At 72.8% G+C, this 26,861-nt stretch carries 20 protein-coding genes; 13 read left to right on the top strand and 7 right to left on the bottom strand.

All coding sequences use genetic code 11. From position 1 onward, the window contains the following. The first annotated feature begins 5 nt into the window (after positions 1-5). Entirely contained in the window at positions 6-752 is a 747-nt protein-coding gene (locus tag E5082_RS13285; RefSeq protein ID WP_229918821.1) for a DUF4142 domain-containing protein, read from the top strand. Here E5082_RS13285 and E5082_RS13280 read toward each other — a convergent pair. Beyond that, the gene (locus E5082_RS13280) at positions 749-2,395 is read right to left on the bottom strand and encodes a glycoside hydrolase family 13 protein (protein WP_135791444.1); all 1,647 of its coding nucleotides are present in this window, start codon (positions 2,393-2,395) and stop codon (positions 749-751) included. The genes E5082_RS13285 and E5082_RS13280 overlap by 4 nt on opposite strands. A 76-nt stretch (positions 2,396-2,471) precedes the next feature. After that, a complete protein-coding gene (locus tag E5082_RS13275; protein ID WP_135791443.1) occupies positions 2,472-3,437 on the bottom strand; it encodes a nucleoside hydrolase in 966 nt (321 codons plus the stop codon). Positions 3,438-3,607: 170 nt separating this feature from the next. Here E5082_RS13275 and E5082_RS13270 point away from each other — a divergent pair, with 170 nt between their 5' ends. Continuing rightward, on the top strand, positions 3,608-4,396 hold the full coding sequence (locus E5082_RS13270; RefSeq protein ID WP_135791442.1) for a hypothetical protein: 789 nt from the start codon (positions 3,608-3,610) through the stop codon (positions 4,394-4,396). Positions 4,397-4,420: 24 nt separating this feature from the next. Here the strand turns inward: E5082_RS13270 and E5082_RS13265 are convergent, their stop codons facing one another. Continuing rightward, positions 4,421-5,764: a helix-turn-helix domain-containing protein gene (locus tag E5082_RS13265; protein WP_135791441.1), complete on the bottom strand. Its 1,344-nt coding sequence runs from the start codon at positions 5,762-5,764 to the stop codon at positions 4,421-4,423. Between the two features lie 110 nt (positions 5,765-5,874). Between E5082_RS13265 and E5082_RS13260 the strand changes: the two genes are divergently transcribed. From E5082_RS13260 to E5082_RS13250, 3 genes are all read left to right on the top strand, one after another. Next, positions 5,875-6,072 carry a hypothetical protein gene (locus E5082_RS13260; RefSeq protein ID WP_135791440.1) on the top strand — a complete coding sequence of 66 codons (198 nt, stop codon included), beginning with the start codon at positions 5,875-5,877 and terminating at the stop codon, positions 6,070-6,072. Between the two features lie 270 nt (positions 6,073-6,342). Then, positions 6,343-7,890 (top strand): LCP family protein, encoded by a 1,548-nt coding sequence (locus E5082_RS13255; protein ID WP_190045272.1) that lies wholly within the window; start codon positions 6,343-6,345, stop codon positions 7,888-7,890. 156 nt (positions 7,891-8,046) lie between these two features. Further along, positions 8,047-10,017, top strand: coding sequence for a WD40 repeat domain-containing protein (locus tag E5082_RS13250; protein WP_135791439.1), 1,971 nt, complete (start codon positions 8,047-8,049; stop codon positions 10,015-10,017). Positions 10,018-10,019: 2 nt separating this feature from the next. On the opposite strand, the gene E5082_RS13245 is transcribed toward E5082_RS13250, so the two are convergent. Together E5082_RS13245 and E5082_RS13240 are read right to left on the bottom strand one after the other, a co-directional pair. Further along, complete coding sequence (locus E5082_RS13245) at positions 10,020-11,072, bottom strand: hypothetical protein (protein ID WP_135791438.1); 1,053 nt, start codon at positions 11,070-11,072, stop codon at positions 10,020-10,022. Positions 11,073-11,149: 77 nt separating this feature from the next. Then, positions 11,150-12,355, bottom strand: a complete 1,206-nt coding sequence (locus E5082_RS13240) for a PP2C family protein-serine/threonine phosphatase (protein WP_190045271.1) — start codon at positions 12,353-12,355, stop codon at positions 11,150-11,152. A 192-nt stretch (positions 12,356-12,547) separates the two neighbouring features. Here E5082_RS13240 and E5082_RS13235 point away from each other — a divergent pair, with 192 nt between their 5' ends. The 7 genes from E5082_RS13235 to E5082_RS13205 all read left to right on the top strand — a co-directional run bounded on the left by E5082_RS13235 (position 12,548) and on the right by E5082_RS13205 (position 21,487). After that, complete coding sequence (locus tag E5082_RS13235) at positions 12,548-13,015, top strand: hypothetical protein (RefSeq protein WP_190045270.1); 468 nt, start codon at positions 12,548-12,550, stop codon at positions 13,013-13,015. A gap of 78 nt (positions 13,016-13,093) precedes the next feature. Next, positions 13,094-14,017, top strand: coding sequence for a hypothetical protein (locus E5082_RS13230; protein ID WP_135791436.1), 924 nt, complete (start codon positions 13,094-13,096; stop codon positions 14,015-14,017). 95 nt (positions 14,018-14,112) lie between these two features. After that, entirely contained in the window at positions 14,113-16,044 is a 1,932-nt protein-coding gene (locus tag E5082_RS13225; protein ID WP_135791435.1) for an FUSC family protein, read from the top strand. A 290-nt stretch (positions 16,045-16,334) separates the two neighbouring features. Further along, the gene (locus E5082_RS13220; protein WP_308437519.1) at positions 16,335-18,317 is read left to right on the top strand and encodes a VWA domain-containing protein; all 1,983 of its coding nucleotides are present in this window, start codon (positions 16,335-16,337) and stop codon (positions 18,315-18,317) included. A gap of 119 nt (positions 18,318-18,436) precedes the next feature. Beyond that, positions 18,437-20,152, top strand: coding sequence for a methionine--tRNA ligase (gene metG, locus E5082_RS13215; protein WP_135791433.1), 1,716 nt, complete (start codon positions 18,437-18,439; stop codon positions 20,150-20,152). 194 nt (positions 20,153-20,346) lie between these two features. Then, a complete protein-coding gene (locus E5082_RS13210) occupies positions 20,347-20,775 on the top strand; it encodes a hypothetical protein (protein ID WP_190045269.1) in 429 nt (142 codons plus the stop codon). Positions 20,776-20,806: 31 nt separating this feature from the next. Further along, entirely contained in the window at positions 20,807-21,487 is a 681-nt protein-coding gene (locus E5082_RS13205) for a nucleotidyl transferase AbiEii/AbiGii toxin family protein (RefSeq protein ID WP_135791432.1), read from the top strand. 50 nt (positions 21,488-21,537) lie between these two features. Here the strand turns inward: E5082_RS13205 and aspS are convergent, their stop codons facing one another. Then, entirely contained in the window at positions 21,538-23,301 is a 1,764-nt protein-coding gene (aspS, locus tag E5082_RS13200) for an aspartate--tRNA ligase (protein WP_135791431.1), read from the bottom strand. A 175-nt stretch (positions 23,302-23,476) separates the two neighbouring features. Between aspS and E5082_RS13195 the strand changes: the two genes are divergently transcribed. Further along, entirely contained in the window at positions 23,477-25,672 is a 2,196-nt protein-coding gene (locus tag E5082_RS13195) for a SpoIIE family protein phosphatase (RefSeq protein WP_135791430.1), read from the top strand. Here the strand turns inward: E5082_RS13195 and E5082_RS13190 are convergent. Beyond that, a complete protein-coding gene (locus tag E5082_RS13190; RefSeq protein ID WP_135791429.1) occupies positions 25,669-26,712 on the bottom strand; it encodes an AI-2E family transporter in 1,044 nt (347 codons plus the stop codon). The two genes, E5082_RS13195 and E5082_RS13190, sit on opposite strands and share 4 nt — an antisense overlap. Positions 26,713-26,861: the final 149 nt, after the last annotated feature.

Here is a 26,861-nt window from a genome sequence, read left to right as displayed (position 1 = left end):
GTGCCATGGCACTGACCCTCGCGGCGCTGGCCTACCCGGGCATGCTCGGGCTGGACACCGTCTCCAGTTCGCAGACCCGTATCATCGCCAACACCCAGTGGGGTCCGCTCACCGAGCAGGACCGGGACTTCGTGGTGAAGGTGCGCGCGGCCGGGCTGTGGGAGTACCCGCTCGGGCAGATCGGGCTCCAGAAGGGCTCCTCCGAGGGGGTCAAGATCGCGAGCAAGCACCTGATCGACGGGCACGCGGCGCTGGACGCCTCCTGCCGCAAGATCGCGCCGATGCTGAACATCACGATCCCCAACGTGGCGAGCCCCCAGCAGGAGGGGTTCGTGACCCAGCTCAAGGGCGAGACCGGCAAGGCGTTCGACACCGACTTCGCCAACATCCTGCGGATGACGCACGGTTCGATCTTCAACGCCATCGCGAAGATCCGGTCCACCACCAAGAACTCGCTGATCCGCTCGCTGGCCGACCAGGCCAACGACACCGTGCTCGACCACATGACGGTGATGGAGAAGACCGGTCTGGTCGACTTCGACCAGACCATCTTCCAGCAGACCACCCCGCCCAAGCTGCCCTCGGACAACCTCACCCCGCCCGCGCCGGACCCCGGCCAGCCCCAGGTCGTGCTCACCCCGCCGCCGAACGCCACCTCGACCCCGCTGGCCATCCCCGGCGAACCGGCCTCGAACAGCACCCGCGAGGACCCCACCCCGGCCGAGCCGGGCTCCACCCCGACGATCGGCTAGCCCAGCCACACCGTGGTGTCCGGCGGGAGTAGGTCCGGCTCGCTCAAGGGCGCGCTGGACAACAGGAGTTCGCCCGCCGGACGCTCCACCTGCTCGGTGGTGAGGTTGGTCAGGCAGCGCCAGCCGGGGGCGCGGGTGAAGTCCAGGACGCCGGGCGGCGCGCCGGGCGTCCAGGTCAGTTCCTCGCCCTGGAGCAGCTTGCGGCGCAGCCTGAGCGCGGTGCGGTACAGCTCCAGCGTGGAGCCCTCGGCGCCGGCCTGCGCCTCGACGGCGTACCGGGCGAACGATTCCGGCTGCGGCAGCCAGGCCGGGCCCGGGCCGAAGCCGTACGAGGGTCCGGTGACCGTCCACGGCAGGGGTACGCGGCTGCCGTCCCGGCCCTTACGGGTGTGCCCCGACTGTTCCCAGACCGGGTCGCGCAGCGCCTCGGGGGGCAGGTCGGCGACCTCGGGCAGGCCCAGTTCCTCGCCCTGGTAGAGGTAGGCCGAGCCGGGCAGCGCCAGCATCAGCAGGGTCGCGGCGCGGGCCCGGCGCAGTCCCGCGTCGGGATCGGTGGCGGGGTCGGTGCCGCCCGAGCGCAGCCAGGCGTCCAGGTCGGTGCCGGGCGGCAGGACCAGGCGGGAGGCGTGCCGGACCACGTCGTGGTTGGAGAGCACCCAGGTCGCCGAGGCACCGGCGGTGTGCGCCTCCGCGAGGGAGGCGGTGATGGCGCGGCGCAGCCGGTCCGCGTCCCAGCCGGTCTCCAGATACTCGAAGTTGAACGCCTGGCCCAGTTCGTCGGGGCGGGCGTACAGGGCGCGCCGGGTGTCCGGGACCCAGGCTTCGGCGACGGCGGTGCGGGGCGGGTCGTAGGCGTCCAGCAGGGTGCGCCAGTCACGGTAGATCTCGTGGACCTCGTCCCGGTCCCAGTAGGGGTGGCTGCCGGGGGCGAGCAGGGGCAGGGCCTCCTCGCCGGTGGCGCCGATGCCCCCGACGTCCCGCAGGGGTTCGGTGAGGTCCTTGGCCAGGCCGTGGGCGACGTCCACGCGGAAGCCGTCCACGCCCCGGTCGGACCAGAAGCGCAGGGTGGTGCGGAAGTCCTCGCGGACCTCGGGGTGGGACCAGTCGAGGTCGGGCTGCTCGGGGGCGAACAGGTGGAGGTACCAGTCGCCGTCCGGGACGCGGCTCCAGGCGCTGCCGCCGAACACCGACTGCCAGTCGGTGGGCGGGAGTTCGCCGTACTTTCCGCGGCCGGGGCGGAAGACGTAACGGGCGCGGGCCGCCGAGCCGGGCGCGGAGAGCAGGGCCTCCTGGAACCAGGGGTGGCGGTGCGAGGTGTGGTTGGGGACGAGGTCGACGACGACCTTCAGGCCCAGGCGGTGGGCCTCCGCGACCAGGGTGTCGAAGTCGTCCAGGGTGCCGAGGCGCGGGTCGACGCCCCGGTGGTCGGCGACGTCGTAGCCGCCGTCGGCCAGTTCGGAGGGGTAGAAGGGGCTGAGCCACAGGGCGTCGACGCCGAGCGTGGCCAGGTGGTCCAGGCGGCCGGTGACGCCCGCCAGGTCGCCCAGGCCGTCGCCGTCGGCGTCCGCGAAGCTGCGGGGATACACCTGGTAGATGACGGCCTGCCGCCACCAGTCCGGGTTCCTGGACGAGAGGTCCGCCATGCGGGCTCCGTTCGTACGGTTCGCCTGAGGCCAGGAATCTGCCCAACTCGCCCCGAATCGGAAACGTGATCCTCGGCTACGGCCGCTCCACCGTCTTCAGGTACAGGTCCACGTACCGGGCCACGTCGACATCGAGCGCCACGTCCACCAGGGGCCGCGCGCGGGCGCCGCCGTGGATCTCGGACTCGCCCGGCCGGGGGCGGCGGTCGACGACGGTCTGGCCGCGCGCCGGGCCGGGGGCGAGGCTGACCTCGACCGGGAGCAGACGGGTGGTGAGCCCGGCCGGGTCGGCCACCGCGCAGACCGCGCCCGCGTCGCCGAGGCCGCCCGCCTCCTCGTCGTCCGGGGTGGTGCCGGGGGCGCTCGGGCGGTGGGACAGCAGGTCACCGGCGAGCTTCGCGCCGGGCTCGGCGGAGCCGCGCAGGCGGCGCACCTCCGTGCCGGGGACCACGACGCGGGTGAACACGTCCAGCCCGTACATCGTGATCGGCACGTCCGCGCCGAGCAGGATCGCGGCCGCCTCGGGGTCGTGCCAGACGTTGAACTCCGCGACCGGGGTGGCGTTGCCGACGCCGGCCGCGCCGCCCATGAAGACGATGCGCTCGATGTTGCACGTCACCTCCGGGTGGGTGCGCAGCAGCAGGGCGATGTTGGTCAGCGGCGCGGTGGGGATCAGGGTCACCGGCCGCGGAGAGGCGAGGATCTCCCGGTGCAGCAGGGTGACGGCGTCCACGGCGGCCGGGGCGCGGGTGGGGGCGGGCAGGCCGAGGTCGCCCATGCCGTCGCTGCCGTGCACATGGCGGGCCGGGCGGGCGGGCTCCAGCAGCGGGCGTTCGGCGCCCCGGGCCACCGGGATGTCGGGGGCGCCGGCCTGCTCCAGCACGGTGAGGGTGTTGCGGACCACGCCGTCCACGTCGGTGTTCCCGGCCACGCAGGTCACCGCGCGCAGGTCGAGTCCGGGGTGGCGGACGGCGAGGAGCAGGGCCAGCGCGTCGTCGACGCCGGTGTCGCAGTCGATGATCACGGGCACCACGGGCTGCACGGCGGCCTCCTGCCGGGCGTCGCTGCGTAACGGACACACCGACCCTAGACGAGCGCCCGCCCCCTCGGTCCTTATGCCCTCACCCGAACGGACCGGAGCGCTGGTGGGCGGTGATCGCCGGTGGTGCCGTAGGAGCAGGCAGCGGCCGGAACGATCAGGAGGCACACCCGATGACCGGAGGCATACGTACCCGCGGCGCCCGTGTCCTCCTGCCGCTCGGCTCCCTGCTCGCGCTGAGCGGGTGCGTCACCCTCGGTCTGGAGCATCCGCCGACCGCGACGTACTCCCTGCCGACGGTCGAGAAGCCCTCGGCCACCTCCCGGGCACCGGCCGCCGGGGATTCCGCGCTCACCGACGCGCAGGCGCGGGCGGCGCTGGTCACCGAGTCCGACCTCGGCTCGCCGTGGGCGGCGGCGGACTCCATCGCGACCTGGCGGGACGGCCTGCTGAAGGCCAGGTCGGAGGTGGCCGAGTGCCAGCGGCTGCTGGACGCGCTCTACTCCGACCAGGTCCTCGGCGCCCCCGCCCGCGTCGCCGTCGCCCTGGACGACCCCGGCACCCGGGCCCAGCTCCGCTACCAGATCGGCGCCCGGCGCCCTTCCGACGTGGACGCCGACCTGAAGTGGCTGGGCGAGATGCCGGCCAAGTGCGCCCGCTTCACCGCCACCACCCAGACCGGCTGGACCGAGGACGTCCAGGTCTCCGACCTCCCCCTCCCCGAGGTCGGCGACAAACGCCAGGGCCTCCGCCTCACCCTCACCGCCACCGACCCCGAGAACCCCGACGCCGACGAGCAGGACCTCACCGTCGAACTGGCCGCCGCCCGAGTGGGCGAGGACGCCTTCGCCCTCACCAACGGCGGCCAGGGCGACGTCCCCAACGACGCGACCCAGGCGGCGGTACAGATCGGCGCGCTGAGGCTGGCGGACGTACGGCGGCAGGGTCGGGCGCAGGTCTAGAGCAGCGGGTCCAAAGCGGCGGGTCTAGAACGGCGGCCCGGCCGGTGCCGGGCCCAATGTGGTCGTGCCCGGCGTCGTCCGGTGGCCCAGCCCCGTGCGGTACGCGTCCAGGGCCGCCTCCGTGCGTCCCGTGCGGCGGAGGAGGTCGCCCAGGAGGCGGCAGAGGTCGGCCAGGTCGCCTGCCGCACCAGCGCGTTCGAGGAGGCTCAGGGCGCGTACGTAGTGCTCTTCGGCCGAGTCCGTTTCGTCCGCCTCCTCGGCGATGATGCCGAGGAGGCGGTGGGCGGCGGCCGCGTGCACGGCGCCGCGTTCGGAGGAGAAGTCGCCGAGGACGCCGTCGAGGAGGGCGGCGGCCTCGGTGGGTCTGCCCCGGCGGTGCAGGACGTCGGCCAGCTCGACCGCGGCCTGGCTGCGGTACAGGGCGGCACGGGTCTCGGCCAGCATCTCCAGCGCTTGCCGCAGTTCGCTTTCGGCGCGGTCCAGTTCGCCCGCCTGGGCGTGGACGTAGCCGCGCATCCAGTGGCAGTTGGCCAGCTCGGTGCGCAGCCGGAGCTGGCGGTAGAGCCCGGCCGCCTTGGCGAGGGAGGCGTCCGCCTCGGCGTGCCGGCCCTCGGCGAGCAGCGTACGGGCCACCGAGCGGTGCATCCGGGCGATCAGCGCGGGGTCGGCGGCGCGCGGGGCGAGGGCGAGCGCGAACTCGGCGGCCTGGGCGGCGCGGGCGTGGGCGCCCATGTCCATGTAGGGGCCGATGACAGCGGTGTAGAGGTGCAGCAGGGCGTCCGGGTCGTGCAGGCCGCCCCGGTTGAGTTCGTCGAGGGCGGACTCCAGCAGGTAGACCGCGTAGCGAAGTTCACCGCCCAGGTAGTGCGCCACGGCCCGGCCGCGTACGGCGGGTACCCGTACCGGGAGGGTCTCGCCGGAGAGCAGTGCCTCAGCCTGCTCGAAGTGGTCGTGCGCCGAACGGAGTTCACCGGTCTCCAGCGCGCATTCGCCAAGTCCCATGAGGGCGGCGGCCTGTTCGTGGCCGAGGCCGTGTTCCTCCGCCTCGGCCAGCAGGGCCGCGTACCGCTCGGTGGCCTCCTCGGCGCGGCCGTCCGCGAGGAGGCGCTGCGCCTCGGTGAGCCGGAGCCGCAGGGCGGTGACGAGTCCCGCGGGGCGGCCGGAGGCCAGCTCGTCGTAGGTGACGCCGAGCCGGTCCGCGATGTACCTCAGGGCGTCGTCGGAGGCGCGTACCCGGCCCGCCTCCAGGGTGGAGATGTAGGCGGGGGTGTAGGCGGGCTCGGCCAACTGTCGCTGGGTCATACCGCGTTCGGCGCGCAGCCGTTGCACGCGCCGTCCGACGACCTCCGGTCCGTCCCGCTCCGGCATGCCCGCCCCTCCCCAACTCCCCTGGGTCCCCTTGTCGTTGAGGTCCCGCAGCCCTAGGTTAAACGGCGGCTCAAGTCCGCTTGACCCGTCGCTGATGTTGCGAGGTAGCCGTGCCAGGTCGCACGCCCGCCGCACGCCCCCATGCTCCCGCCCGCACCCGGCTCCGCCTCGCGGACGCCGGCCCGTTCGCCAGAGGGACCGTGGCGGCCGTGGTGGCCGTTGCCACCCTCGTGATCGCCGGCCACGCCGGCCCGGCCCGTGCGGCGGGCGCCGCCCCCGAACCCGTCGCCCGGCACGCCCAGCCCTGACAACCCCAACGCCTCGTCGCGCAAGGGGGTTTCTCGCCCAACCCCGAGTAAAACCCACCCCGAGCCGCCCGGCGAACCCCCCCAAACACCATCAAGACACCGGTTGTACCGGAGTGGAATATCTCACCGTCAACAGTTGACAGCGGACCCCGCCATTAGGGTGAGCCACGATCCGGCCAGGCCCTTCACGCAGCGCGAACCGCCTTGCCGCTGAACGGGGTTTCTTTTCGGTGGCCGGGGTCGGGGGGCCAGGGCGGAAGGGCACGGGGGATGACGGGTAGCAGCCTGCGCACGGAGGACACCGGGGCACCGGACACCACCGGCGAGACCGGGCCGCCGCCGGGAAAGCGGGCCGGACGCGTCCTGCGCTGGACCGCCCTCGCGCTGGCCCTGCTCCTGCTCGGCACCGCCGCCGCCGGCTACCTCTACTACCGGCACCTCAACGGCAACCTCGCCAAGGCCCCGCTCAACCTCGGCGACAGCCCCAACCCCTCGGCCACGCCGGACGCGGCGGGCCGTACCCCGCTGAACATCCTGCTGATCGGCTCGGACAGCCGGAACACCGCCGACGACCTCGAACTCGGCGGTTCCAAGGGCGATGTGGGCCGCCCCCCGCTGGCGGACGTACAGATGCTGCTGCACGTCTCGGCGGACCGGAACGACATGTCGGTGATCAGCCTGCCCCGCGACACCATGGTCCCGATCCCCCGCTGCACCGACCCCGTCACCAAGAAGGTGTATCCGGAGCTGAGCCTGGCGATGGCCAACGAGTCGCTGGGCCGGGGCGGCCCCGGCTGCACGGTCGCCACCTGGATGCGGCTCACCGGCATTCCCGTGGACCACTTCATGATGGTCGACTTCTCCGGCGTGGTCGCCATGGCCGACGCCATCGGCGGCGTCCCGGTCTGCGTGGAGCAGAACGTCTACTCGCACACCGCGAGCGGCCACGGCTCCGGTCTGAAGCTCAGGGCGGGCACCCACCCGGTCAAGGGCGAGCAGGCCCTCCAGTGGCTCCGCACCCGCTACGGCTTCGAGGACGGCACCGACGTCGGCCGCACCCACGCCCAGCACATGTACATGAACTCCATGGTCCGCCAGCTCCGCGCCAACGCCACTCTCGGCAACCCCGCCGAGATGCGGCGCCTCGCGGAGGCCGCGACCAGCGCGCTCACCGTCGACGAGGGCCTCGGCACGGTCAAGAAGCTGTACGACCTCTCGATGGAGCTGCAGAAGGTGCCCACCGAGCGGATCACCATGACCACCCTGCCCACCACCCCGTGGTCGCAGGACCGCAACCGCCTGGTGCCCGCCGCCGACGACGCCGACAAGCTCGTCTCCATGGTCCGCGACGACGTCCCGCTGGACGGCCGCGGCACCAAGGACCCCGGTCCGAAGACCACCGACCCGGCCGCGCCCCCCGCCGAGATCACCGTCCGGGTCAAGAACGGCACCGGCGCGGGCCTGGAGTCCCCCGCGCCCGACCGCGCCGGGGCGGTCGCCGGCATCCTCCGCGACCACGGCTTCACCCACACCCTCGACGAGAAGACCCCCGCCGCCGAGCCCGGCACCTCCGTCCTCTACTCCGGCACCACGCTCAGGGGCGACGCCCTGGCGGTGGCCAAGGAGCTGAACATCCCCCCCGCCCGCGTCCGCGCGGTGGACGACGCGCGGGACATCACCCTCGTCGTCGGCGCCGACTGGCCCTCCGGCGACCGCTTCCCCGAACCCGCCGAGCGCGAGGTCCCCGAATCGGCGGCCGTACTGAGCGGCGACAGGACGGATGCCTGCATGAAGATCCAAGAGGGCTTCACCTGGTGATCAGCGCGTGACGCTGTCAGCGGCATGACCTACTCTTTGCTCACTCGCCGCACGAGGCACACAGCTCACCCACATCACAGGCGCACCGGGGACTCTCCGCGCCGTGCCGCCCGTACGGCTCCAACTCAGCATTCGTTCCGGGGGGTTCGAATCAGCGTGCGTATACGCACCCGCTCCACCGCCACCGCTCTGGCGGTGCTCTTCAGCTCGGCGGCCCTCGCGGCCGCCCCCGCCCACGCCGACACCGTGCAGCCGCTGCCGGTCAGGTCGACCGGTTCCCTGGTGGTGGACGGCCTCCACCAGCGGGTGTTCCTCAGCGACCCGTCCGGCGGCAAAATCGTCGTCACCGACTACCGGGGCACGGTCGTCAAGCAGCTCACCGCCCTGCCCGGCGTGCTCGGCCTGGAACTCTCCGCCGATTCCGCCACCCTGTACGCGGCGGTCCCCGGCGGCACGGACGCGATCGTGGCCATCGACACCGCGACCGCCACCGAGTCCGCCCGCTATCCGGTGGGCGACATCGACCCGAAGTACCCGGCGATCGCCGGCGGCAAGCTGTGGTTCGGCTACGACTCCGACGCCACCGGCATCGGCGGCAACATCGGTTCGATCGACCTCACCGCGGCCGAGCCCACCGTCGCCCTGGCCCAGGACCCGCAGAGCCCCTGGTTCGCCGCGCCCATGCTCGACGGTGCGGGCGGCACCCTGGTCGTCGGCATCCCGTCGCAGAGCCCGTCCGAACTGGGCGTTTACGACGTCTCGTCCGGCACCCCCGTCCGCACCGCGCATCGCAGCGTGGACGGCGGCAACCTGCGCGACCTCGCCGTCACACCCGACGGGCAGCGGCTCGTGGTGGCCAGCGGCTACCCGTACCACCAGGCGGTCTACAACACGGCCGACCTGTCGGACGACGGCTCCTACCCGACCGACGCCTACCCGAACGCAGTGGACATCGCCCCGGACGGCTCGGTGGCGGCGGGCATCGACGGCGCGTACGAGCCCGACGTGTTCGTGTTCAAGCCGGGGCAGCGGACGTCGGTCCGGGAGTACGACTTCGAGGCGAGCGACCAGATCCTCGCGGACGCCGGACTCGCCTGGGCGCCGGACAGCTCCCGTCTCTTCGCGGTCAGCCACGACTACGACGGCGCCTACCGGCTGCGCGTACTGGAGGGCCCCACCAAGGCCGTCACCAAGGTCACCGCCGACGCCCCGGCCACCGCGACCCGCGCCAAGACGCTCACCGTCAAGGGCAAGGTGACCTCGAAGGCCGCGCTCCCGGCCGGGACCCGGCTCACCGTGACCCGCACCGACCTGGAGTCCCCCAAGGGCAAGCCGCTGCCCCAGGTCGGCACGAAGGCCGACGGCAGCTACTCCTTCACCGACACCCCGCCGGCCGGCGGCAAGGTCACGTACAAGGTGTCCTACGCGGGCGACGCCGCCCACACCGCGGCCTCCGGCAGCGACAGTGCGACCGTCTCCCGCAGCAAGGCGTCGCTGTCGCTGAACAACAACGGCAAGGTCTACTCCTACGGCAAGGACGTGAAGTTCACGGCCCACCTGGGGAAGACGTACAAGAACCGCACGGTGGAGATCTGGGCCGACCCCTACGGCGCCGACAAGCCGAACAAGCTGGTGAAGTCCGGCAAGGTCAACTCCAACGGCGACCTCGCCGTCACCCTCGACCTGCGCCGGGACACCAAGCTCACCGCGAAGTTCGCCGGTGACGCGCGCACCGCCACGGCGAGCGCCACCAGCACCGTCTGGACCCGCGTCAGCGTGTCCCTGACGACGGCCAAGCAGTACAAGTCGGTGAGGACGTACGGCCAGACCTACGCCTACTTCCACAAGTCCACCGACCCGCGCTTCACCACCAAGATGCCCTACTACAAGGGCCGTTCGCACCGTCTGGAGATCCAGGTCCACTACCAGGGCACCTGGTACGACGCCGGGTCGGACTACTTCAAGCTCGGCACCAACGGGGTCTCCGAGGTGCGGTACACCGGCGACCACGGCCAGGAGGCCGGCTACCGGCTGCGGGTGCGCTCGTCGTACATCAACGGCAGCTCCGGCGACAGCGTGAACTCCACGACGTACGGCTCCTGGAAGTACTTCCTGTTCACCAAGTGACGTCAGCTGTCCTGTAGCTGCTCCAGCCGCTCCCGCACGGCGTCCAGGGCGCCCTCCCGGCGTCCTGGTACCCGGGCACGCAACTCCGCGAGCTTGTGGCCCAGTTCGCGTACCCGGTCCGCGTCCTCGATGCGGCTCCACTGGTGGTGGGCGCGGTCCACCGCGGACTCCACGGCGGGGGCGTCGGGAGCGTGGCCGGAGGCGAGGCGGAAGCCGGCCACGCCGAGCCAGGCGCGGCAGCTGCGCACCGGGTCGCCCGCGAACATCGCCAGGTCGGCGCGGACCTCCGCCCAGTGCAGGGCGTCCTCGGAGGCGGGCCCGTGCCGCCGTACCGCCGCCTCCTGGTGGCGGGCGGCCAGCCGGTCGGCGTCGGCATGGCGCCCGGCCCGGACGGCGGCGCTCAGCGCGGCGTGCGGGTCGCCCTCGTCGTCGGGGGCGGTGAGCACCAGGTTGGACGGCAGCTCGGCCGCGATCCGGTCCAGCGCCCGCCGGTGCAGCTCCGCGACCGGCGGCCGGTGCCCGCCGCGCAGCAGCGCCGCCACGGCCCGCATGTACGTCGGCTCCGCGATCCGGCGCCGGCCCGGCGGGGGCGCGATCCGGCCGTGCACGACGGCCGTACGGCCCGAGTCCAGCGGGCGTTCCGCCAGATCGGCCCAGGTCTCGGCGTCCGCGTGCAGGTCCAGCAGCAGATGGGTGGTCCCGGCCGGGCGGAGCCGCAGCTCGTCCTTGAGCCAGTGCCAGGGCAGCGCGGTGTAGCGGGCGGTGGCCGGAGTGGTGCGGGCCAGCGCGAGGTGGGGGAGTCGCTGGCGGCGGTCCAGCAGCAGCTGCCCGGTGACGTACACCGTCAGCGGGCCGGACGCGGCGGCGGCCGCGCGCAGCCGGGTCAGCACGCCCTGCGGGTCGAGCGGGTCGGCGAGTTCGACCACGTGCGCGGTGTCGGTGCCCGCCAGCACGGACGGCGCGACCGCGCCCAGTACGGGCAGCACGGCCGCCGCGTCCACCAGGCGGCCGCGGCCCAGCGGCGCGGCCGCGAGCAGCAGCACGGTTCCGGGCATGGCGCCTCCCCCTGTGTTCGGCCGGCCGGTTACGCCGGTCAGCCAGCACCGTAACCGCTGGACGCGGGCGGCGCGGCTCAGGCCCGCGAAGGTCGCCCGGTCGTGGACGCGGGGCCGGGGTCGGACTGCGGCTCGGGGAGCCTGCGCAGCGCGAAGACGGTGGTGTCGTCGTCGAGCCGGCCACGGGTGTGCCGCAGCACGCCCTCACGGACCAGGCGGACCAGCCGCCGGGGCGCGGCCCGGCCGTGGTCGGCGGCCACCGCGCGGGCCACGTCGTCCAGCAGCGGATAGAACTCGTCGGCGCGGTCGCGGGCCTCGGTCACCCCGTCCGTCACCATCAGCAGCGTCTCGTCCTCGTCCAGCCGCACCCGGCAGGCGGGCGGTCCCGGTTCGGCGCCGGGCTCCGCGGCCCCCGTGAGGTCCCCGAAGCCGATCGGCAGCCGCTCCCCGCCGGGCAGCGGGCGCACTCCGCGCGGGCCCACGGCGAGCGGCGGCTCGTGCCCGAAGTTGATCACTTCGACGGCGTCCCGCGCGTCCTTGGGGAAGCCCAGCAGCAGCGCGGTGGCGAACCGGTCGCCGTCGTACCGGCCCAGCGCGGCGGTGTGCCCCCGGTGGCGGCACATCCGCACCTCCAGCCGGTCGGCCACGGTCACCAGGTCGGGCTCGTGGTACGCCACCTCGCGGAAGGTGCCCAGCAGGGCGGCGGCCGTCTCCACCGCGCCGAGGCCCTTGCCCTGCACGTCCCCGAGGAGCACCCGCGTGCCGTTCGGGCCGGGCTGGATGTCGTAGAAGTCACCGCCCACCCGCGCGTCCACGTCGGCGGCCAGGTACACGCCCGCGTGCTCCAGACCGGCCCAGTTCGGCGGCAGCGGGCGCAGCACCGTACGGCGGGTGGTCTCGGCGATGTCCCGCATGTGCAGGCCCCGCCGCTCCCGGCGCGTCCGCACCACGGAGGCGGTCACGGCGAGCACGCCGCCGAACGCGAGCAGCACGAAGTCGGCGGTGCCCGCCCGGTACCGCTCGGGGAAGGCGGTGTCCACGGCGAGGTAGGCGGCCAGGGACAGCAGGGCGAACAGGATGGTCGCGCCGACCCCGCAGATCGCGGCGGCGATGCTCGGCACCAGGATGATCCAGGAGACCACGCGGAACTTCTCCCCGGTCTGGAGGTCCACCGTCACGATGGCCGCCAGCAGCACCAGCGGCACCAGCCAGGCGGTGCCCCGGCCCACGGTCCGCCGCTGCTCGCGCCGGTCCCCGTACTCCATCTCGGTCACGAGCCCCATCTCCGTCCCGGGGCCGCGCGAAGGTCGCGGCGGGCCGCCCTCCTCGGAAACCTCAGGGGAACACGGGCCGGTCCAGGCCGCATCCGGGCCCCGTCACCCGCCCGGCCGAGTTGCCGGGCCGTCGCCGCAGGTGTGCCCTGGAAGCCGGGCCGTCACCCCATGGCCCGAAGCGGCGAGAGAAGGAGCGCTCTCATGGCTCACGCGGCACCCGCGCCCGGCACGCCGATCCGAGGCGGCCGCCAGGACGCCCCGAAGGCGATCACCCCGCCCCCCGACGTCTTCGACACCCGCACCCACCGCATGGCCAGGGTCGCGGTACCGGTGCTGCTGGCGCTGGTCTACGGCTACTGGGCGGCCGCGAACCGCCGCTCCGGCGGCCCGGTCACCGGCTGGAACCTGCTCTTCGGGTTCCTCACCGCCCTGGTCTTCGGCGTCGTGTTCTACGCCGTGCTGAGGATCGCGCCCCGGCTGCGGCGCGAGACGCACGCGCTGCTGTGGGCGGCGTTCGTCGGCGCGTCCTTCGGCTTCCTCTACAACCAGGCGGGCGCCTCGCTCGTGCGGTCGGTGGGGATTCCGCTGATCGTGGCGGCGGTGACGTTCATCGTGTTCTTCTACCGCTTCTACACCCACGAGGACGCGGTGGGGCACCGGGTGAGCTGAGCCGGTGGGGGTGCGTCCGTCCCCCGAACGCACCCCCACCGCTCGCGCCGAAGGTCCGGCGGGACTTGCCTGTAAGACGTGCACCCCCGACTGAGGAGTGCCCTGTCGGCCGCGCTGATCGCCCTGGCCTGCCTCCTCGTGCCCTTCGGCGCACCGGCGGCCTGGGCGGCGTACACGCTCACCGACACGGGCCGGTACGTCACCACGATGGCCCCGCTCGCCGCCGACCCGGCCGTGCGGGACGCCGTCGCGGACACGGTCGGAGACGGCATCCTCCGCGAGGTCGGCCAGCACGCGGACATGACGCCGGTACGCGGCTCGGTCGGCCCCTTCGTCCGGGACGCGGTGCGCTCCTTCACCCACACCCGCGCCTTCCGCCTCGCCTGGAACACCGGCAACCGGGTCACCCACGACGCGGTGCTGCGGGCGCTGCGCGCGGACGCCCCGGCGGGCGACGCCCCGCGCGCGGTCACCGTCGACCTCGCCCCGGTGACCGCCGAGGTCAAGGCCCAGCTCGCCGAGGACCACATTCCGCTCGCCGCCCGCATCCCAGTGCGCCACACCGAGGTCCCGGTGCTCCCGGCGGGGGAGCTGACCCGGTACCGCAAGGGATTCCACATGCTCGAAGTCGCCGGTCTGTGGCTGCCGGTGGCAGCCGTCCTGTTCGCCGCCGCCGGCATCGCCCTGGCCGTACGCCGCCGGCGCGCGATCGTCGCCACCGCCCTGGGCACCGCGCTGGGCGGCGCCCTCCTCGGCCTGGCCCTCACGGCAGGCCGCGCCCTCACCCTCGCCGACCTCCCCGCCGACGTCCCCCACCCCGTGGCCGCCGCCGTCTACGACACCCTCACCTCCGGCCTCCGCACGGTCTCCTGGCTCCTGTTGGTCCTGGGCCTGGTGGTGGCTCTGACGGTATGGCTGACCCGGCGCCGGTCGGCGCGCCGGCGGGGGGAGGGAGGGGGGAAGTCGGCGGGGACGCCCGCGCGGACCCGGGCGCGGGTCTGAGGGGGGCCCGGGTCACCCGGCGGTGAGTACCGCCAAGCTTTCTGCCTGGCGGGCCGGTTGAGGGGACCGGAGGCCACAGTGGACATAATGGGCACATGGTCCGAGAGTTGCCCATTGGCCTGGCGCCGCCCGACTGGCTGGTCCGGAACCTTCGGCCGCGTCCGGCGCCGGTCAACTGGGCCGCTGTGGCGCGGGCCTCCCTGGCGATGGCGTCGCCCCTGGCGGCCGGGTTCGCGGCCGGGCAGCCGGCGCTCGGGGCGCTCGCGTCGATGGGGGCGCTGAACGGGGTCATCGGCGACACCGCGGACGCGTACCGGATGCGGGTCATCACCATCGCCGTACCCCAGCTCACCGGCGCCGTCGGGGTCATCCTCGGACAGCTCGTGTTCGGGCAGGGATGGTCCGCCGTCGTCGTGGTCACCCTGGTCGCGCTGGTCTCCGGGATGATCTCGACCATCGGCACGGTGGCCTCCGTGTCGGGGCTGCTGCTCCTGCTCAACTGCGTGGTCGGCGCCGGGCTCCCGCTGCCCCACCCCTGGTGGCTGGCGCCGCTGCTGATGACCGGAGGCGGCCTGCTGGTACTGGCCCTCGCCCTGCTGGCGTGGCCCCTGCGGGCCGGGGTGCCGGAACGGGCGGCGGTGGCGAAGGCCTACCGCCGGGTCGCCGACCTGCTGGACGACACCGGCGACGACGACCGCTACATCGGCACCCGCTTCGACGTCACCCGCGCGCTGGACCAGGCGTTCGACCTGATCCTCGGACACCGCGCCCGCCACCACGGCCGCAGCGAGGAACTCACCCGGCTGCTGGCCCAGTTGAACGCCATCACCCCGGTCGTCGAGGCCGCCCCCGCCGTCCACCTCACCGGCCGCCCCCTCCCGCCCGAGGTCCCCCGAGCGGTACGGGAACTGGCCGACGCCGTCGAGACCGGCGACACCACCCGTCTGCGCCTGCCCAAGCTCCCCCTCGCCCTCACCGAGACCGAGCGCGCCGTCGACCACGCCCTCAAGCACACCGCCGCGGTGGTCACCTCCCCCTCGGCGGACCCGCGCGGTATCGACGAACACACCGTCGCCCTCCACGTCCGCGCCGCCCAAGCCACCCGGAACGCGGTGCTCTCCGCGGGCTCCTGGCGCTACGGGCTCCGTCTCGCCGTCTGCATCGGCATCGCGCAGGCCCTCGTCTCCCTCGTCCCGGTCCCGCGCTCGTACTGGGTCGCGCTGACCGTCACCTTCGTCCTCAAGCCCGACTTCGGCTCGGTCTTCTCCCGCGCCCTGCTGCGCGCGCTGGGCACGGTGGTGGGGCTGGCGATCGCCGCGGCGATCCTGGCGGAGGTGCCGATCGGCTGGTGGGACGTACCGGTGATGATGCTGCTCGCCCCGCTCGTCCCGGCGCTCACCCCGCGCGGCTACGGCTTCCAGACCGCCGCGATCACCCCGGTGATCCTCCTGCTCTCCGACATCCTCAACCACGAGGGCACCGGCCTGCTGCTGCCCCGCCTGCTGGACTCCCTGATGGGCTGCGGGATCGCCCTGGTCGCGGGGTACCTCCTCTGGCCGGAGAGCTGGCACACCCGTGTCGGCGACCGGCTCGCGGACGCGGTCGAGGACACGGCGGTGTACGTCGAGACGGCGTTCGGCACCGAGACGGACCCCGTCCGCCGCACCCGGATGCGACGCCGTCTCTACCGCGACCTGTCCACCATCCGGACGGAATTCCAGCGCGCGCTCACCGAACCGCCGCCCACCGGACGGCGCGCTGCGGCATGGTGGCCGCTGGTGGTCGCCGTGGAGCGGATCGTCGACGCGACGACCGCGGCACGCGTCCGCGTCCACCACGGCGCACCGCCCCCGTCCTCCGCCGAGGTCCACCAAGTGGTGCGCCAACTCGGTGAATTGGCGGAGGGGGTGCGGGAGGCCGAAATCCTCACCGGCTTCCCCACCCACCTGACCGGCCCGGCGGGCAGCGTGCTGGAACCGGTACGACAAGAAGTGGCGGCCGCGAGAGCCATCGCCACACCGCACTGAAGGGCCGCTAACCTGACGTGGCCGTCCTGGCCAGGGATCTACGGCGACAACTCACGCGAAGGGGTGCGCACATGGGCATTCTCACTCTCCTGCGGAACGCGTTCGGCCGAGGACGCAAAGGGCGTCCCGCCGAGGCGGAGAGTGCAGACCACCTCCCGACCCCTCGCCAGGAACACGACCTGGTAACAGAGGCGTTCGAGAACCCGAGGGTCCCGTCCCAGGGAGGCTCGGACTCACCGAAGGCGGAAGCTGCACCCAAGACCCCGGCCGCGTCGGAGACCCCGGCCGCGGTGGAGAACCCGGAGCCGGTGGACGCCGAGGCTGCCGTGAAGTCGGCGGAGGCGGACGGCGCGGCTGAGGCCCTTGCCTCGGAGGAGCCGGCCGGAACGGCTGCGCCGAACGCGGGGACCACGCCCGCCTCGGAGACGCCGAAGGCGGAATCAGCGCCCATGTCCGAGGCGCTGGACTCGGAGAAGTCGACGGAGGCGGAAGCTGCCGTTGCACCGCAGACCTCCGCCCCGGCGGAGTCGCCGAATGCGGAGACCGCGCCCACGGCGGACGCCCCGGTCACCCCGGAGCCCGAGGCCGAAGCTCCGAAGGAGAAGGCACCGGAGATCGAGCCCCTGCTGCTGGAGCCGGCCATCATCGACGCGGACCCGGAGGTGGTGGTCCCCCAGCAGCGCACCGAGCCGCTCCCCGAGGCGGAGGCGGAGCACGACCAGCCGGCCATCCCCGAGCAGTCCACGGAACCGCCCACCGGCACCTTCGCGGAACCGGCTTCGGAAAGCGCCCCGCGGGCCCCCGAGGCCGACGCCGACCGGGACACCGTCCCCGCCCCGAAGATCACCTCCACCCCGGCAGCGAAGTCTGACGCCGACCCCGAGCCCACCCCGGCGGCGAAGGCGGACCCCGAAACCGAGCCCACCCCGGCGGCGAAGGCGAAGGCCGAGCCGGAGGCCGACGCGGAGGCCACCCGCGAGCCGGAGCCGAAGGCCGAGGCGAAGACCACCCCCGAGCCCGAGGCCAAGGCCGAGGCGAAGACCGCCCCCGAGGCGGAGGCAAAGGCCGAGCCGGACGCCGACGCGAAGGCCCCTGCCGAGCCGGAGGCGGCGGCTCCCGCCGAGGCCGAGGCGGACGCCGACGCGAAGGCCACTGCCGAGCCCGAGGCCGAGACGGAGGCAAAGGCCGAATCGAAGGCGACGACTCCCGCCGAGCCCGAGGCCAAGGCCGAGCCGGAGGCCACCCCCGCCCCGGCCGACGCCACCCCGGAGACCTCCCCCGCGTCGAAGCCCAAGGCGAAGGCCCCCGCCGAGACGGACGCCGAGGCCAAGCCGAAGGCCGCCGCCGAGGCCAAGCCGAAGGCCGCCGCCGAGACGGAGGCTCCTGCCGAGCCCCAGCCCGGGGCGAAGGCCGGGCCGGACGCCGACGCGAAGGCCACTGCCGAGCCGGAGACGGAGGCGAAGGCCGAGACGGAGTCCGCCCCCGCCCCGGAAGCCGACGCCGAGCCGGAGGCCGCCCCCGCCCCCGAGGCCGCCGACGCTCCCGCGCCCCCGCAGGCCGCACCCGCAGGCGACAAAGCACCCCGCGAGGGTGGTGCGGGTGGGGACACGGCCGGGGCCGAGGGCGAGACGCTCGCCCAGACACCGTCCCTCACCACCGCCCACACCGCCGCGGCAGCAACCCTCGCCGCCACCGACCTCACCGGCACGACAGCGAAGCTCTACCTCGTGCTGGACCGCTCCGCGAGCATGCGCCCCTACTACAAGGACGGCTCGGCCCAGGCCCTCGCCGACCAGACCCTCGCGCTCGCGGCCCACCTGGACAAGGACCCGACCGTCCACGTGGTCTTCTTCTCCACCGAGGTCGACGGCACCACCGACCTCACTCTCACCGAGGACCACGCCACCAAGATCGACGAGACGCACGCGGAACTCGGCCGCATGGGCCGCACCAGCTACCACGCCGCCGTGGAAGCCGTACTCGCCCACCACGACAAGCACAACAGCGCCGAGGACAACGTCCTCGTCGTGTTCCAGACGGACGGCGCCCCCGACGCCAAGACCCCCGCCACCCAGGCCCTCACGAACGCCGCGAAGACCCACCCCAAGGTCTTCTTCTCGTTCGTCGCCTTCGGTGAGCCGGACAACAAGGCGTTCGACTACCTCCGCAAGCTCAAGACCGGAAACACGTCCTTCTTCCACGCGGGCCCCACCCCCCGCGAGCTCACGGACACCGAGCTGTACGAGGGCGTACTCGCCGCCTGGCGCCCGTAACCTCCCGCAGCATCCCGATGCCGCCCGCGTCCCACCCCGTAAAACGGGAGGCGGGCGGCATACACACGTCGGCTACGATTTCAAGGTTCGTACCCATAGCGACCTGGGAGCAGCCCCCGATGGCTCGACACCTCATCACCAGCGCCCTTCCGTACATCAACGGGATCAAGCACCTGGGCAACATGGTGGGGTCCATGCTCCCGGCGGACGTGTACTCCCGGTACCTCCGCCAGCGCGGCCACGACGTCCTGTACATCTGCGCGACCGACGAGCACGGCACCCCCGCCGAGCTGGCCGCGAAGGAGCGGGGTCTGCCGGTGGACGAGTTCTGCGCCCAGGCGCACGACGCGCAGAAGGCGGTGTACGACGGCTTCGCGCTGGCCTTCGACTACTTCGGCCGCAGCTCCTCCGCCGAGAACCGCGACATCACCCAGCACTTCGCCCGGAAGCTGAACGAGAACGGCTTCATCGAGGAGCGGGCGATCCGCCAGGTCTACTCCCCGGCCGACGGCCGCTTCCTGCCGGACCGCTACGTGGAGGGCACCTGCCCGCACTGCGGCTACGACAAGGCCCGCGGTGACCAGTGCGAGAACTGCACCCGGGTGCTGGACCCGACCGACCTGATCGAGCCGCGCAGCGCGATCTCCGGCTCCACGGACCTGGAGGTCCGCGAGACCAAGCACCTCTTCCTGCTGCAGTCCAAGCTCCAGCACGAGGTCGAGGAGTGGGTGGCCCGGCACGAGCAGGACTGGCCGCAGCTGGCCTCCTCGATCGCCCGCAAGTGGCTGACCGAGGGCCTGCACGACCGCGCGATCACCCGTGACCTGGACTGGGGCGTGCCCGTCCCGGCCGACACCTGGCCGGAGCTGGCCGCCGAGGGCAAGGTCTTCTACGTCTGGTTCGACGCCCCGATCGAGTACATCGGCGCGACGAAGGAGTGGGCCGATCAGGACCCGGAGAACCGGGACTGGAAGTCCTGGTGGTACGAGGCGGACGACACCGTCCGCTACACGGAGTTCATGGCGAAGGACAACGTCCCGTTCCACACCGTGATGTTCCCGGCGACCGAGCTGGGCGTGCGCGAGCCGTGGAAGAAGGTCGACTACGTCAAGGCGTTCAACTGGCTGACGTACTACGGCGGCAAGTTCTCCACCTCGCAGAAGCGGGGCGTCTTCACCGACCAGGCCCTGGACATCCTGCCCGCGGACTACTGGCGCTACTTCCTGATCGCCAACGCCCCCGAGTCGGACGACGCGTCCTTCACCTGGGAGCACTTCACCGCCACGGTGAACAAGGACCTGGCGGACACGCTGGGCAACTTCGTCAACCGCGTCCTGTCCTTCTCCCGCAAGCGCTTCGGCGACGAGGTCCCGGCGGGCGGCGAGCCCGGTGAGGCGGAGACCCGCCTGGGCGAGGAGATCGCCGGGCTGCTCGCGGAGTACGAGAACCAGATGGAGGCGCTCCAGTTCCGCAAGGCGGCCTCCGCCCTGCGCGCCCTGTGGTCGGCCGGCAACTCCTACCTGGAGGAGAAGGCCCCCTGGCTGGAGATCAAGACCGACAAGGACGCGGCGGCCCTCACCCTGCGCACCGCGATGAACCTGATCCACCTCTACGCGGTGGTCTCCGAGCCCTTCATCCCGGCCTCGGCGGCAGCCATGCGCGCGGCCTTCTCCCTCCCGGACGACACGGCCACCTGGATCACCCAGGAGGAGGCCCGCACCCTCACCACCCTCCAGCCCGGCATCCCCTTCACCGTCCCCCCGGTCCTCTTCGCCAAGCTGACGGACGAGGACCTGGAGACGTACAAGGAGCGCTTCGGCGGCACGGAAGGCTGACCCCGCCCTCCCACGACGGCGCCGCCCCCTCGGGGTCGGCGCCGTCGCATGTCCCGGCACCTGCGGGAACCTCCCCTCGCCCCTCGAACGAGTGAACCCCTCCCCATCCCCCGGACAGAGCACCCACCTTTGTCGTCGGCCCGGACAACCTTCCCGCGATCACCGACGCAAGGACGGCGGCCGAGAAGCCCGCCATGGCCGCCTTTTCAGCACTGGCACACGCCAGCACACCGGTGGGCGACGCCATACTGGACGCACTCGGCAACGCGCTCCCGAAGATGGCCGGCCACGCCGCTCTGTACATCGGTCAGTTCTTGGACAGCGCCCTCGGGACGACTCCCGCGGGCGACAAGTGGAGGAACATCATGTCGTTCGTGAACCACTTCCCCGGTCGAGGCACCCTGCTGGAGCGCACGTTCAACGAGGGTGAGGCGATGGGTGAGGCGAAGGGCGTGCTACGGGTGCTGGAGGTGCGCGGCGTCCCGGTCCCGGACGATGTCCGCGAGCAGATCACCGCCTGCACCGACCTGGCCCGCGTGAGCGAATGGCTCGATCGTGCCGGGACTGTCGAACGGGCCGAGGATCTCCTCACCGACACCCCGGAGGCACCGGAGTCGGTCTGACCCGGTTCGGGTCTGGCAGAGTACGGGTGCCGTGAGCATCATCGAGACCCACGAGCGCCTCTTGGCCGACGTCGTCAGTGCGGGGAGCCCGTACGGGCTGGTGCTGGCCGGGGGGTATGCGCTGGAGGCGCACGGGGTGGTGGACCGGGGGCACGGCAATCTCGACTTCGCCACCGAGAGCGGCGAGGCGATGGAGGGGGTTGTCCGCGGGCTCGCGGCCGCGCTCGAGGCCCGGGGGCGGGCCGTGCGGGCCGGGGCCGTCGGGGTGCTCACCGGTCAGCTCGTCGTCGGTGATCCGCAGAGCGGGGAGGACCTCGACCTCGCGCTGCACAAGGAAGCCTTCTGGCAGCCGCCCGAGCTGACCCCGTACGGACCCGCCCTCTCGCTCGCGGACGCCGTCGGTACGAAGATCCGCGCGCTGTACGACCGGGGAGCCGCCGTGGACCTGATCGACGCCCGCGCCGCCGCCGAGCACTACTCGCTGCCCGAGCTGGAGGAGCTGGGCCGCAGGCACGCCCACGACGCCTTCGACCTGCCCACCCTCCAGTCCCGCCTCACCGGCACCGACTTCTACTCCGACTTCGAGTTCCTCCGTTACGGCCTTCCCCGTGAAGAGGTCGGCCCCCTGCGCGCCTGGGCCCAGCACTGGTCCGACGACATCGCGGACCGCCTGCTGGAGGACGGCGCCTCTCCGGACGAGGACGAGGAATAGAAACGGCCCGGCTCCCCAGAGGGGCCGGGCCGTCTCACACGCACCGCTTACTACTTCGGCTGCGGCTTCCTGATGCTCAGGTGCAGCTCGCGCAGGCGGGACTCGTCCAGCTCGGTCGGGGCGCCCATCATGAGGTCCTGGGCGTTGCCGTTGAGCGGGAAGGCGATGGTCTCGCGGATGTTGGGCTCGTCGGCGAGGAGCATGACGATGCGGTCCACACCGGGGGCGATCCCACCGTGCGGCGGGGCGCCGAAGCGGAATGCGCGGAGCATGCCGGCGAACTTGTCCTCGACCGTGTCCCGGTCGTAGCCCGCGATCTCGAACGCCTTGAGCATGATGTCCGGCTCATGGTTCCGGATGGCGCCGGAGGAGAGCTCCACACCGTTGCAGACGATGTCGTACTGCCAGCCCAGGATGTCCAGCGGGTCCTGGGTCTCCAGGGCCTCCAGGCCGCCCTGCGGCATCGAGAACGGGTTGTGCGAGAAGTCGATCTTCCCGGTCTCCTCGTCCCGCTCGTACATCGGGAAGTCGACGATCCAGCAGAAACGGAAGACGCCGTCCTCGAACTGGTCCGCGCGCTTGGCCGCCTCGACGCGCACCGCGCCCATGATCTTGGAGACCTCGTCGAACTCGCCCGCGCCGAAGAACACCGCGTGGCCGGGGGCCAGCGACAGGCGCTTGGTCAGCTCGGCGACATTGTCCTCGGTGAGGAACTTGGCGATCGGGCCGGTCAGCGAGCCGTCCTCGCCGACGCGCACCCAGGCCAGGCCCTGAGCGCCCTGCGAGACGGCGAACTCGCCGAGGCCGTCGAAGAACTTGCGGCTCTGGCCCGCGACGTCCGGCACCGGCAGGGCCCGCACGTGCTTGCCCGCGAACGCCTTGAACGCCGAGCCCTCGAAGACGTCGGTGATGTCCACGAGCTCCAGCTTGGCGCGCAGGTCCGGCTTGTCGGAGCCGTACTTGAGCATGGCCTCGCGGAACGGGATGCGCGGGAAGGGCGAGGTGACGTGGCGGCCGCCGCCGAACTCCTCGAACAGCTCGGTCATGAGCTTCTCGATCGGCTGGAAGACGTCCTCCTGCTCGACGAAGCTCATCTCGACGTCGAGCTGGTAGAACTCACCCGGCGAGCGGTCGGCACGCGCGTCCTCGTCACGGAAGCAGGGCGCGATCTGGAAGTACCGGTCGAAGCCGGAGATCATCAGCAGCTGCTTGAACTGCTGCGGGGCCTGCGGCAGGGCGTAGAACCGGCCCGCGTGGACGCGCGAGGGCACGACGTAGTCGCGGGCGCCCTCGGGGGAGGTGGCGGACAGGATCGGCGTGGCCATCTCGTTGAAGCCCATCGCGGACATCTTCTGGCGCATGGCGGAGATGACCGCCGTACGCAGCATGATGTTGCGGTGCATGCGCTCGCGGCGCAGGTCCAGGAAGCGGTACTCCAGGCGCCGCTCCTCGTTGACCCCGTCCTCGGCGTTGATCGTGAAGGGCAGCGGGGCGGCGGCGCCCAGCAGCTCGACCTCGGCGACCTCGACCTCGATCTCGCCGGTGGGCAGCTCGGGGTTCACATTCTCGGTTCCACGTGAAACAACGCGGCCGTCGATGCGGACCGTGGACTCCTTGGTGATGGAGTCCAGCGCCTCGTACGCGGGGGTGCCGGGGCGGGCCACGAGCTGCGTGATGCCGTAGTGGTCACGCAGATCGATGAAGAGGATGCCGCCCAGGTCGCGCCGATTGTGCAGCCAGCCACTCAGCCGGACGTCGGTACCGACGTCGGAGGCGCGGAGCTGGCCGCAGGTGTGGGACCTGTACCGATGCATCGTCGTTCATCGTCCTTCGTTGGGGGTTCTTCGCCGGGCTGTGCTCTCCCCGGCCAGAACGGGCACGGGGCCCGGACCCATCAAGGGTACCGGGCAGCCCATGATCGCCTCCCCACCATTACCACTGGCCGTACCAGGGTGGCAGTAGTGGGGACGACCTTCTTAAAGTGGGGCAATGCGTACAGGTGAGCCACTGCCGTCCCTGGGGGATGTCCTCGTCTCCCTCGCCACGGGGCTCTGGCAGTGGGACACGGCCACGGAGATGGTCACCGTGGACGCGGAGGCGGCGCGGTTGCTGGGGCTGCCGGCCCGCCCCACCACGCTCACCGAGAACCAGGCCCGTGCCCGGATGCACCCCTCCGACTGGCACGAGATCACCGGTGTCATCCCGCTCGCCGTGGCCCGCGGCACGCTCGCCGAGGTACGCATCCGGGTGGTGGACGCGGAGGGCCGTACCGTCCGGGTCGTGCGCAGCCGGTCGAAGCCCGCCTACGACCGGGAACGGGGGGCGTACGAGCTGGTCGGCACCCTTCAGGAGGTCATCGAGCCGGCGTCGGGCACGTCCTCGGCGCGCAGCGCGATCACCGGGGACTGGCGGCGCTCCCGCGAGGCGTTCCTGCTGGACGCGGGCCGGGCGCTGGCCGAGGCGCGGTCGACGGCAGAGGTGCTGCGGGTCGCGGCCACGCTGTCCATGCCGGGCTTCTCCCCGGACGGGCTCGCGGTGTTCGGCGTGGAGGGCGACCGGCTGACGATCATCGGCCAGCACGGCTACCTCCCCACCGACAGCGGCCCCTTCAGCCAGATGCCACTGAACACGGACTATCCGGCTGCCGAGGTGGTCCGCACCGGCCAGGCGGTCTATCTGTCCTCGCCCGGCGAGTACCGGGACCGCTATCCGACCACCTGGCCCCTGGTCGAGCGGTTCGGGCGCTGCTCGTGGGCGTTCCTGCCGCTGACGCTGGGCGGGCGGACGCGGGGCGCGTGGATGGCGGCGTTCAGCGACCGGGTGGCGTTCACCCCGGACGAGCGGGCGGTGCTGACCACGGTGGCCCGGATGCTGGCCCAGGCGCTGACGCGGGCGAGCGACGCGGAGACCCAGCGGGAGCTGTCCGAGGGGCTCCAGCGGTCGATGATGCCCTCGCTGCTCCCGGAGATCCCCGGCATGGGCGTGGCCGCGCGCTACATCCCGACCGGCGGCGGCCTCCAGGTGGGCGGCGACTGGTACGACATGATCCCGCTGCCCGGCGGGGTCTCCCCGACCACCGCGCAGGGCGGCAGGTTCGCGCTGGTCATCGGGGACGTGCAGGGGCACGACGTACGGGCGGCGGGCCTGATGGGCCAGCTCCGGATCGCGCTGCGGGCGTACGCGGCCGAGGGGCACCGCCCGGACGCGGTGCTCTCCCGCGCCTCCCGCTTCCTGCACGGCATCACCCATGGCGAGCACATGACCGATGTGCGCTTCGCCACCTGCCTGTACGCGGAGGTCGACCCCGCGACCGGGCGGCTGGAGGTGGCCCGCGCCGGACACCCGGAGCCGGTGATCCGCCTGCCCGACGGCACGGTGGTGCTCAGGCCGACGGCGGGCGGGCTGCCGCTGGGCGTCGACCCGGACGGGGACTACCCGACGACCCGGTTCACGCTGGAGCCCGGCGAGACGATGATGCTGTGCACCGACGGCCTCATCGAGACCGGCGGCCACGACATGGAGAGCGGCTGGCGGCGCATCCGGGCCATCCTGGAGCGGTACGGCGCCAAGGAGTCGGAGCGCGAGAACGGTCTGGAGGGGCTCGCGGACGCGCTGGTGCAAGGGGTGCACGGGCCTTCCTCCCACCACACCACCGGCCCGCTGACCGACCGCCGCGAGGACGACATCGCGGTGCTGCTGCTGTTCCGCTCCGGGGAGAGCTGGGGGCTCAGCGGCCCGGCGGCCACAGCCCGGAGCCGGGTGCGCAGCACGCTGCTGTCGGTGGCGCAGGACGAGCCGGAGCGGATCGCGGAGGCCCGCCAGCACCTGCGTGAGCTGCTGCACGACTGGACCCCGGCCGAACAGGTGGACTCGGCGGTGCTGCTGGTCTCGGAGATGACCACCAACGTGCTGGTGCACACCGACGACGACGCGCTGCTGCTCGCGGAGATCTTCGGCGAACACGCCCAGCGCCGGCTGCGCGTCCAGGTCACCGACGGCGGCGACGACCTCCCGCACAAGCGCCGCCCCGGCGAACTGGCCTCCTCCGGGCGCGGCCTGATGCTGATCGAGATGCTCGCCGACGCCTGGGGGGTCGAGCCGCGCGGCGAGGGCAAGAGCATCTGGTTCGAACTGTACGAGCGCCCCGGGGACGACGACGCGGACGAGACGGACGGCGCGGTCTAGGGCTGCTCGTGCGGGGTGCCGTACCGCTCGCGGAGTTCCTGGACGACGCCGAAGACGGCCGCGGTCAGGGGGACGGCGAGGAGCATGCCGAGGATGCCCGCTACGGAGGCGCCGGCGGTGATCGTCAGCATCACCACCGCCGGGTGCATCTGCACCGTGCGGCTCTGGATGGCCGGCTGGAGCACGTGCCCCTCCAGCACCTGGACCGCGAGCACCACCCCGAGCGCCCAGAGCGCGATCACGAAACCCCGGTCCGCGAGGGCGACCAGGACGGCGACCGCGCCGGAGAGGAAGGCGCCGAGGTAGGGGATGTAGGCGGAGACGAAGACGAGCGCGCCCAGGCCCACCGCGCCGGGTACGCGCAGGATCAGCAGGCCGACGGTGATGCAGACGGCGTCGATGAGCGCGATGATCGTCGTCCCGCGCATGAACCCCTCGACCGCCTCGAAGGCCCGGCGCGCCATGGCCTCCACCACGTCGGCGGTGCCCGCCGGGGCGAAGCCGCGCAGGGAGCGCAGGGCGCGGTGGGAGTCGCGGAGGAAGAAGAAGACCAGCAGCAGGGCGAGTACGGCGATGGCGACGGACTCGCCGACCACGCTGACGCCGCTGATGACGTTGGAGACGGCGGTGCCGCCGAACTTGCCCAGCAGTTCGCGGGCGTTGCCCGCCAGGTCGTCCAGGCCGGTGCCGGCGGCGCCGAAGTGCCGCGCGACGGCCTTGGCCGCCTCGCGGAGGGACGCCACGATCTCGTCGCCGGTGTCGACGAGGGCGGCGACCACGATGTAGACCGCTCCGCCGACGACTGCCACCACGGCCACGCAGGTCAGGGCGGCGGCGAGGCTGGCGTTCAGCTTCATCTTGAGCAGCCAGCGGTACAGGGGGCCCAGCAGGGCGGTACCGAGGAGAGCGAGCAGTACGGGGGTGACCGCGGTACGCAGCTCTCCGCACAGGCGGATGCCGACCCAGCCCAGCCCGGCGGCCAGCAGCAGTACGGCACACCAGGCGGCGAACCGGCGCACGGGTACGGGGAGAAGCTGCACGCTTCCAGCGGAGCACGCCGTGGGTTCGGGTGCCCTGCTGTGGCGGGCCGGGTGGGTGAGTGAAGCGGTGCCGGGGGTCCAGGGGGCTCCCGCCCCCTGGACCCCCGGCCTGTGCCCACCCACCACCCGAAACCGTCGGCCGAGTGGTG

The organism is Streptomyces griseoluteus, assembly GCF_004784465.1.
In the GTDB taxonomy this organism is placed as follows: domain Bacteria; phylum Actinomycetota; class Actinomycetes; order Streptomycetales; family Streptomycetaceae; genus Streptomyces; species Streptomyces griseoluteus.
The sequence above is the reverse complement of the archived record's forward strand: the minus strand, read 5'-3'. Positions and strand labels throughout refer to the sequence as shown.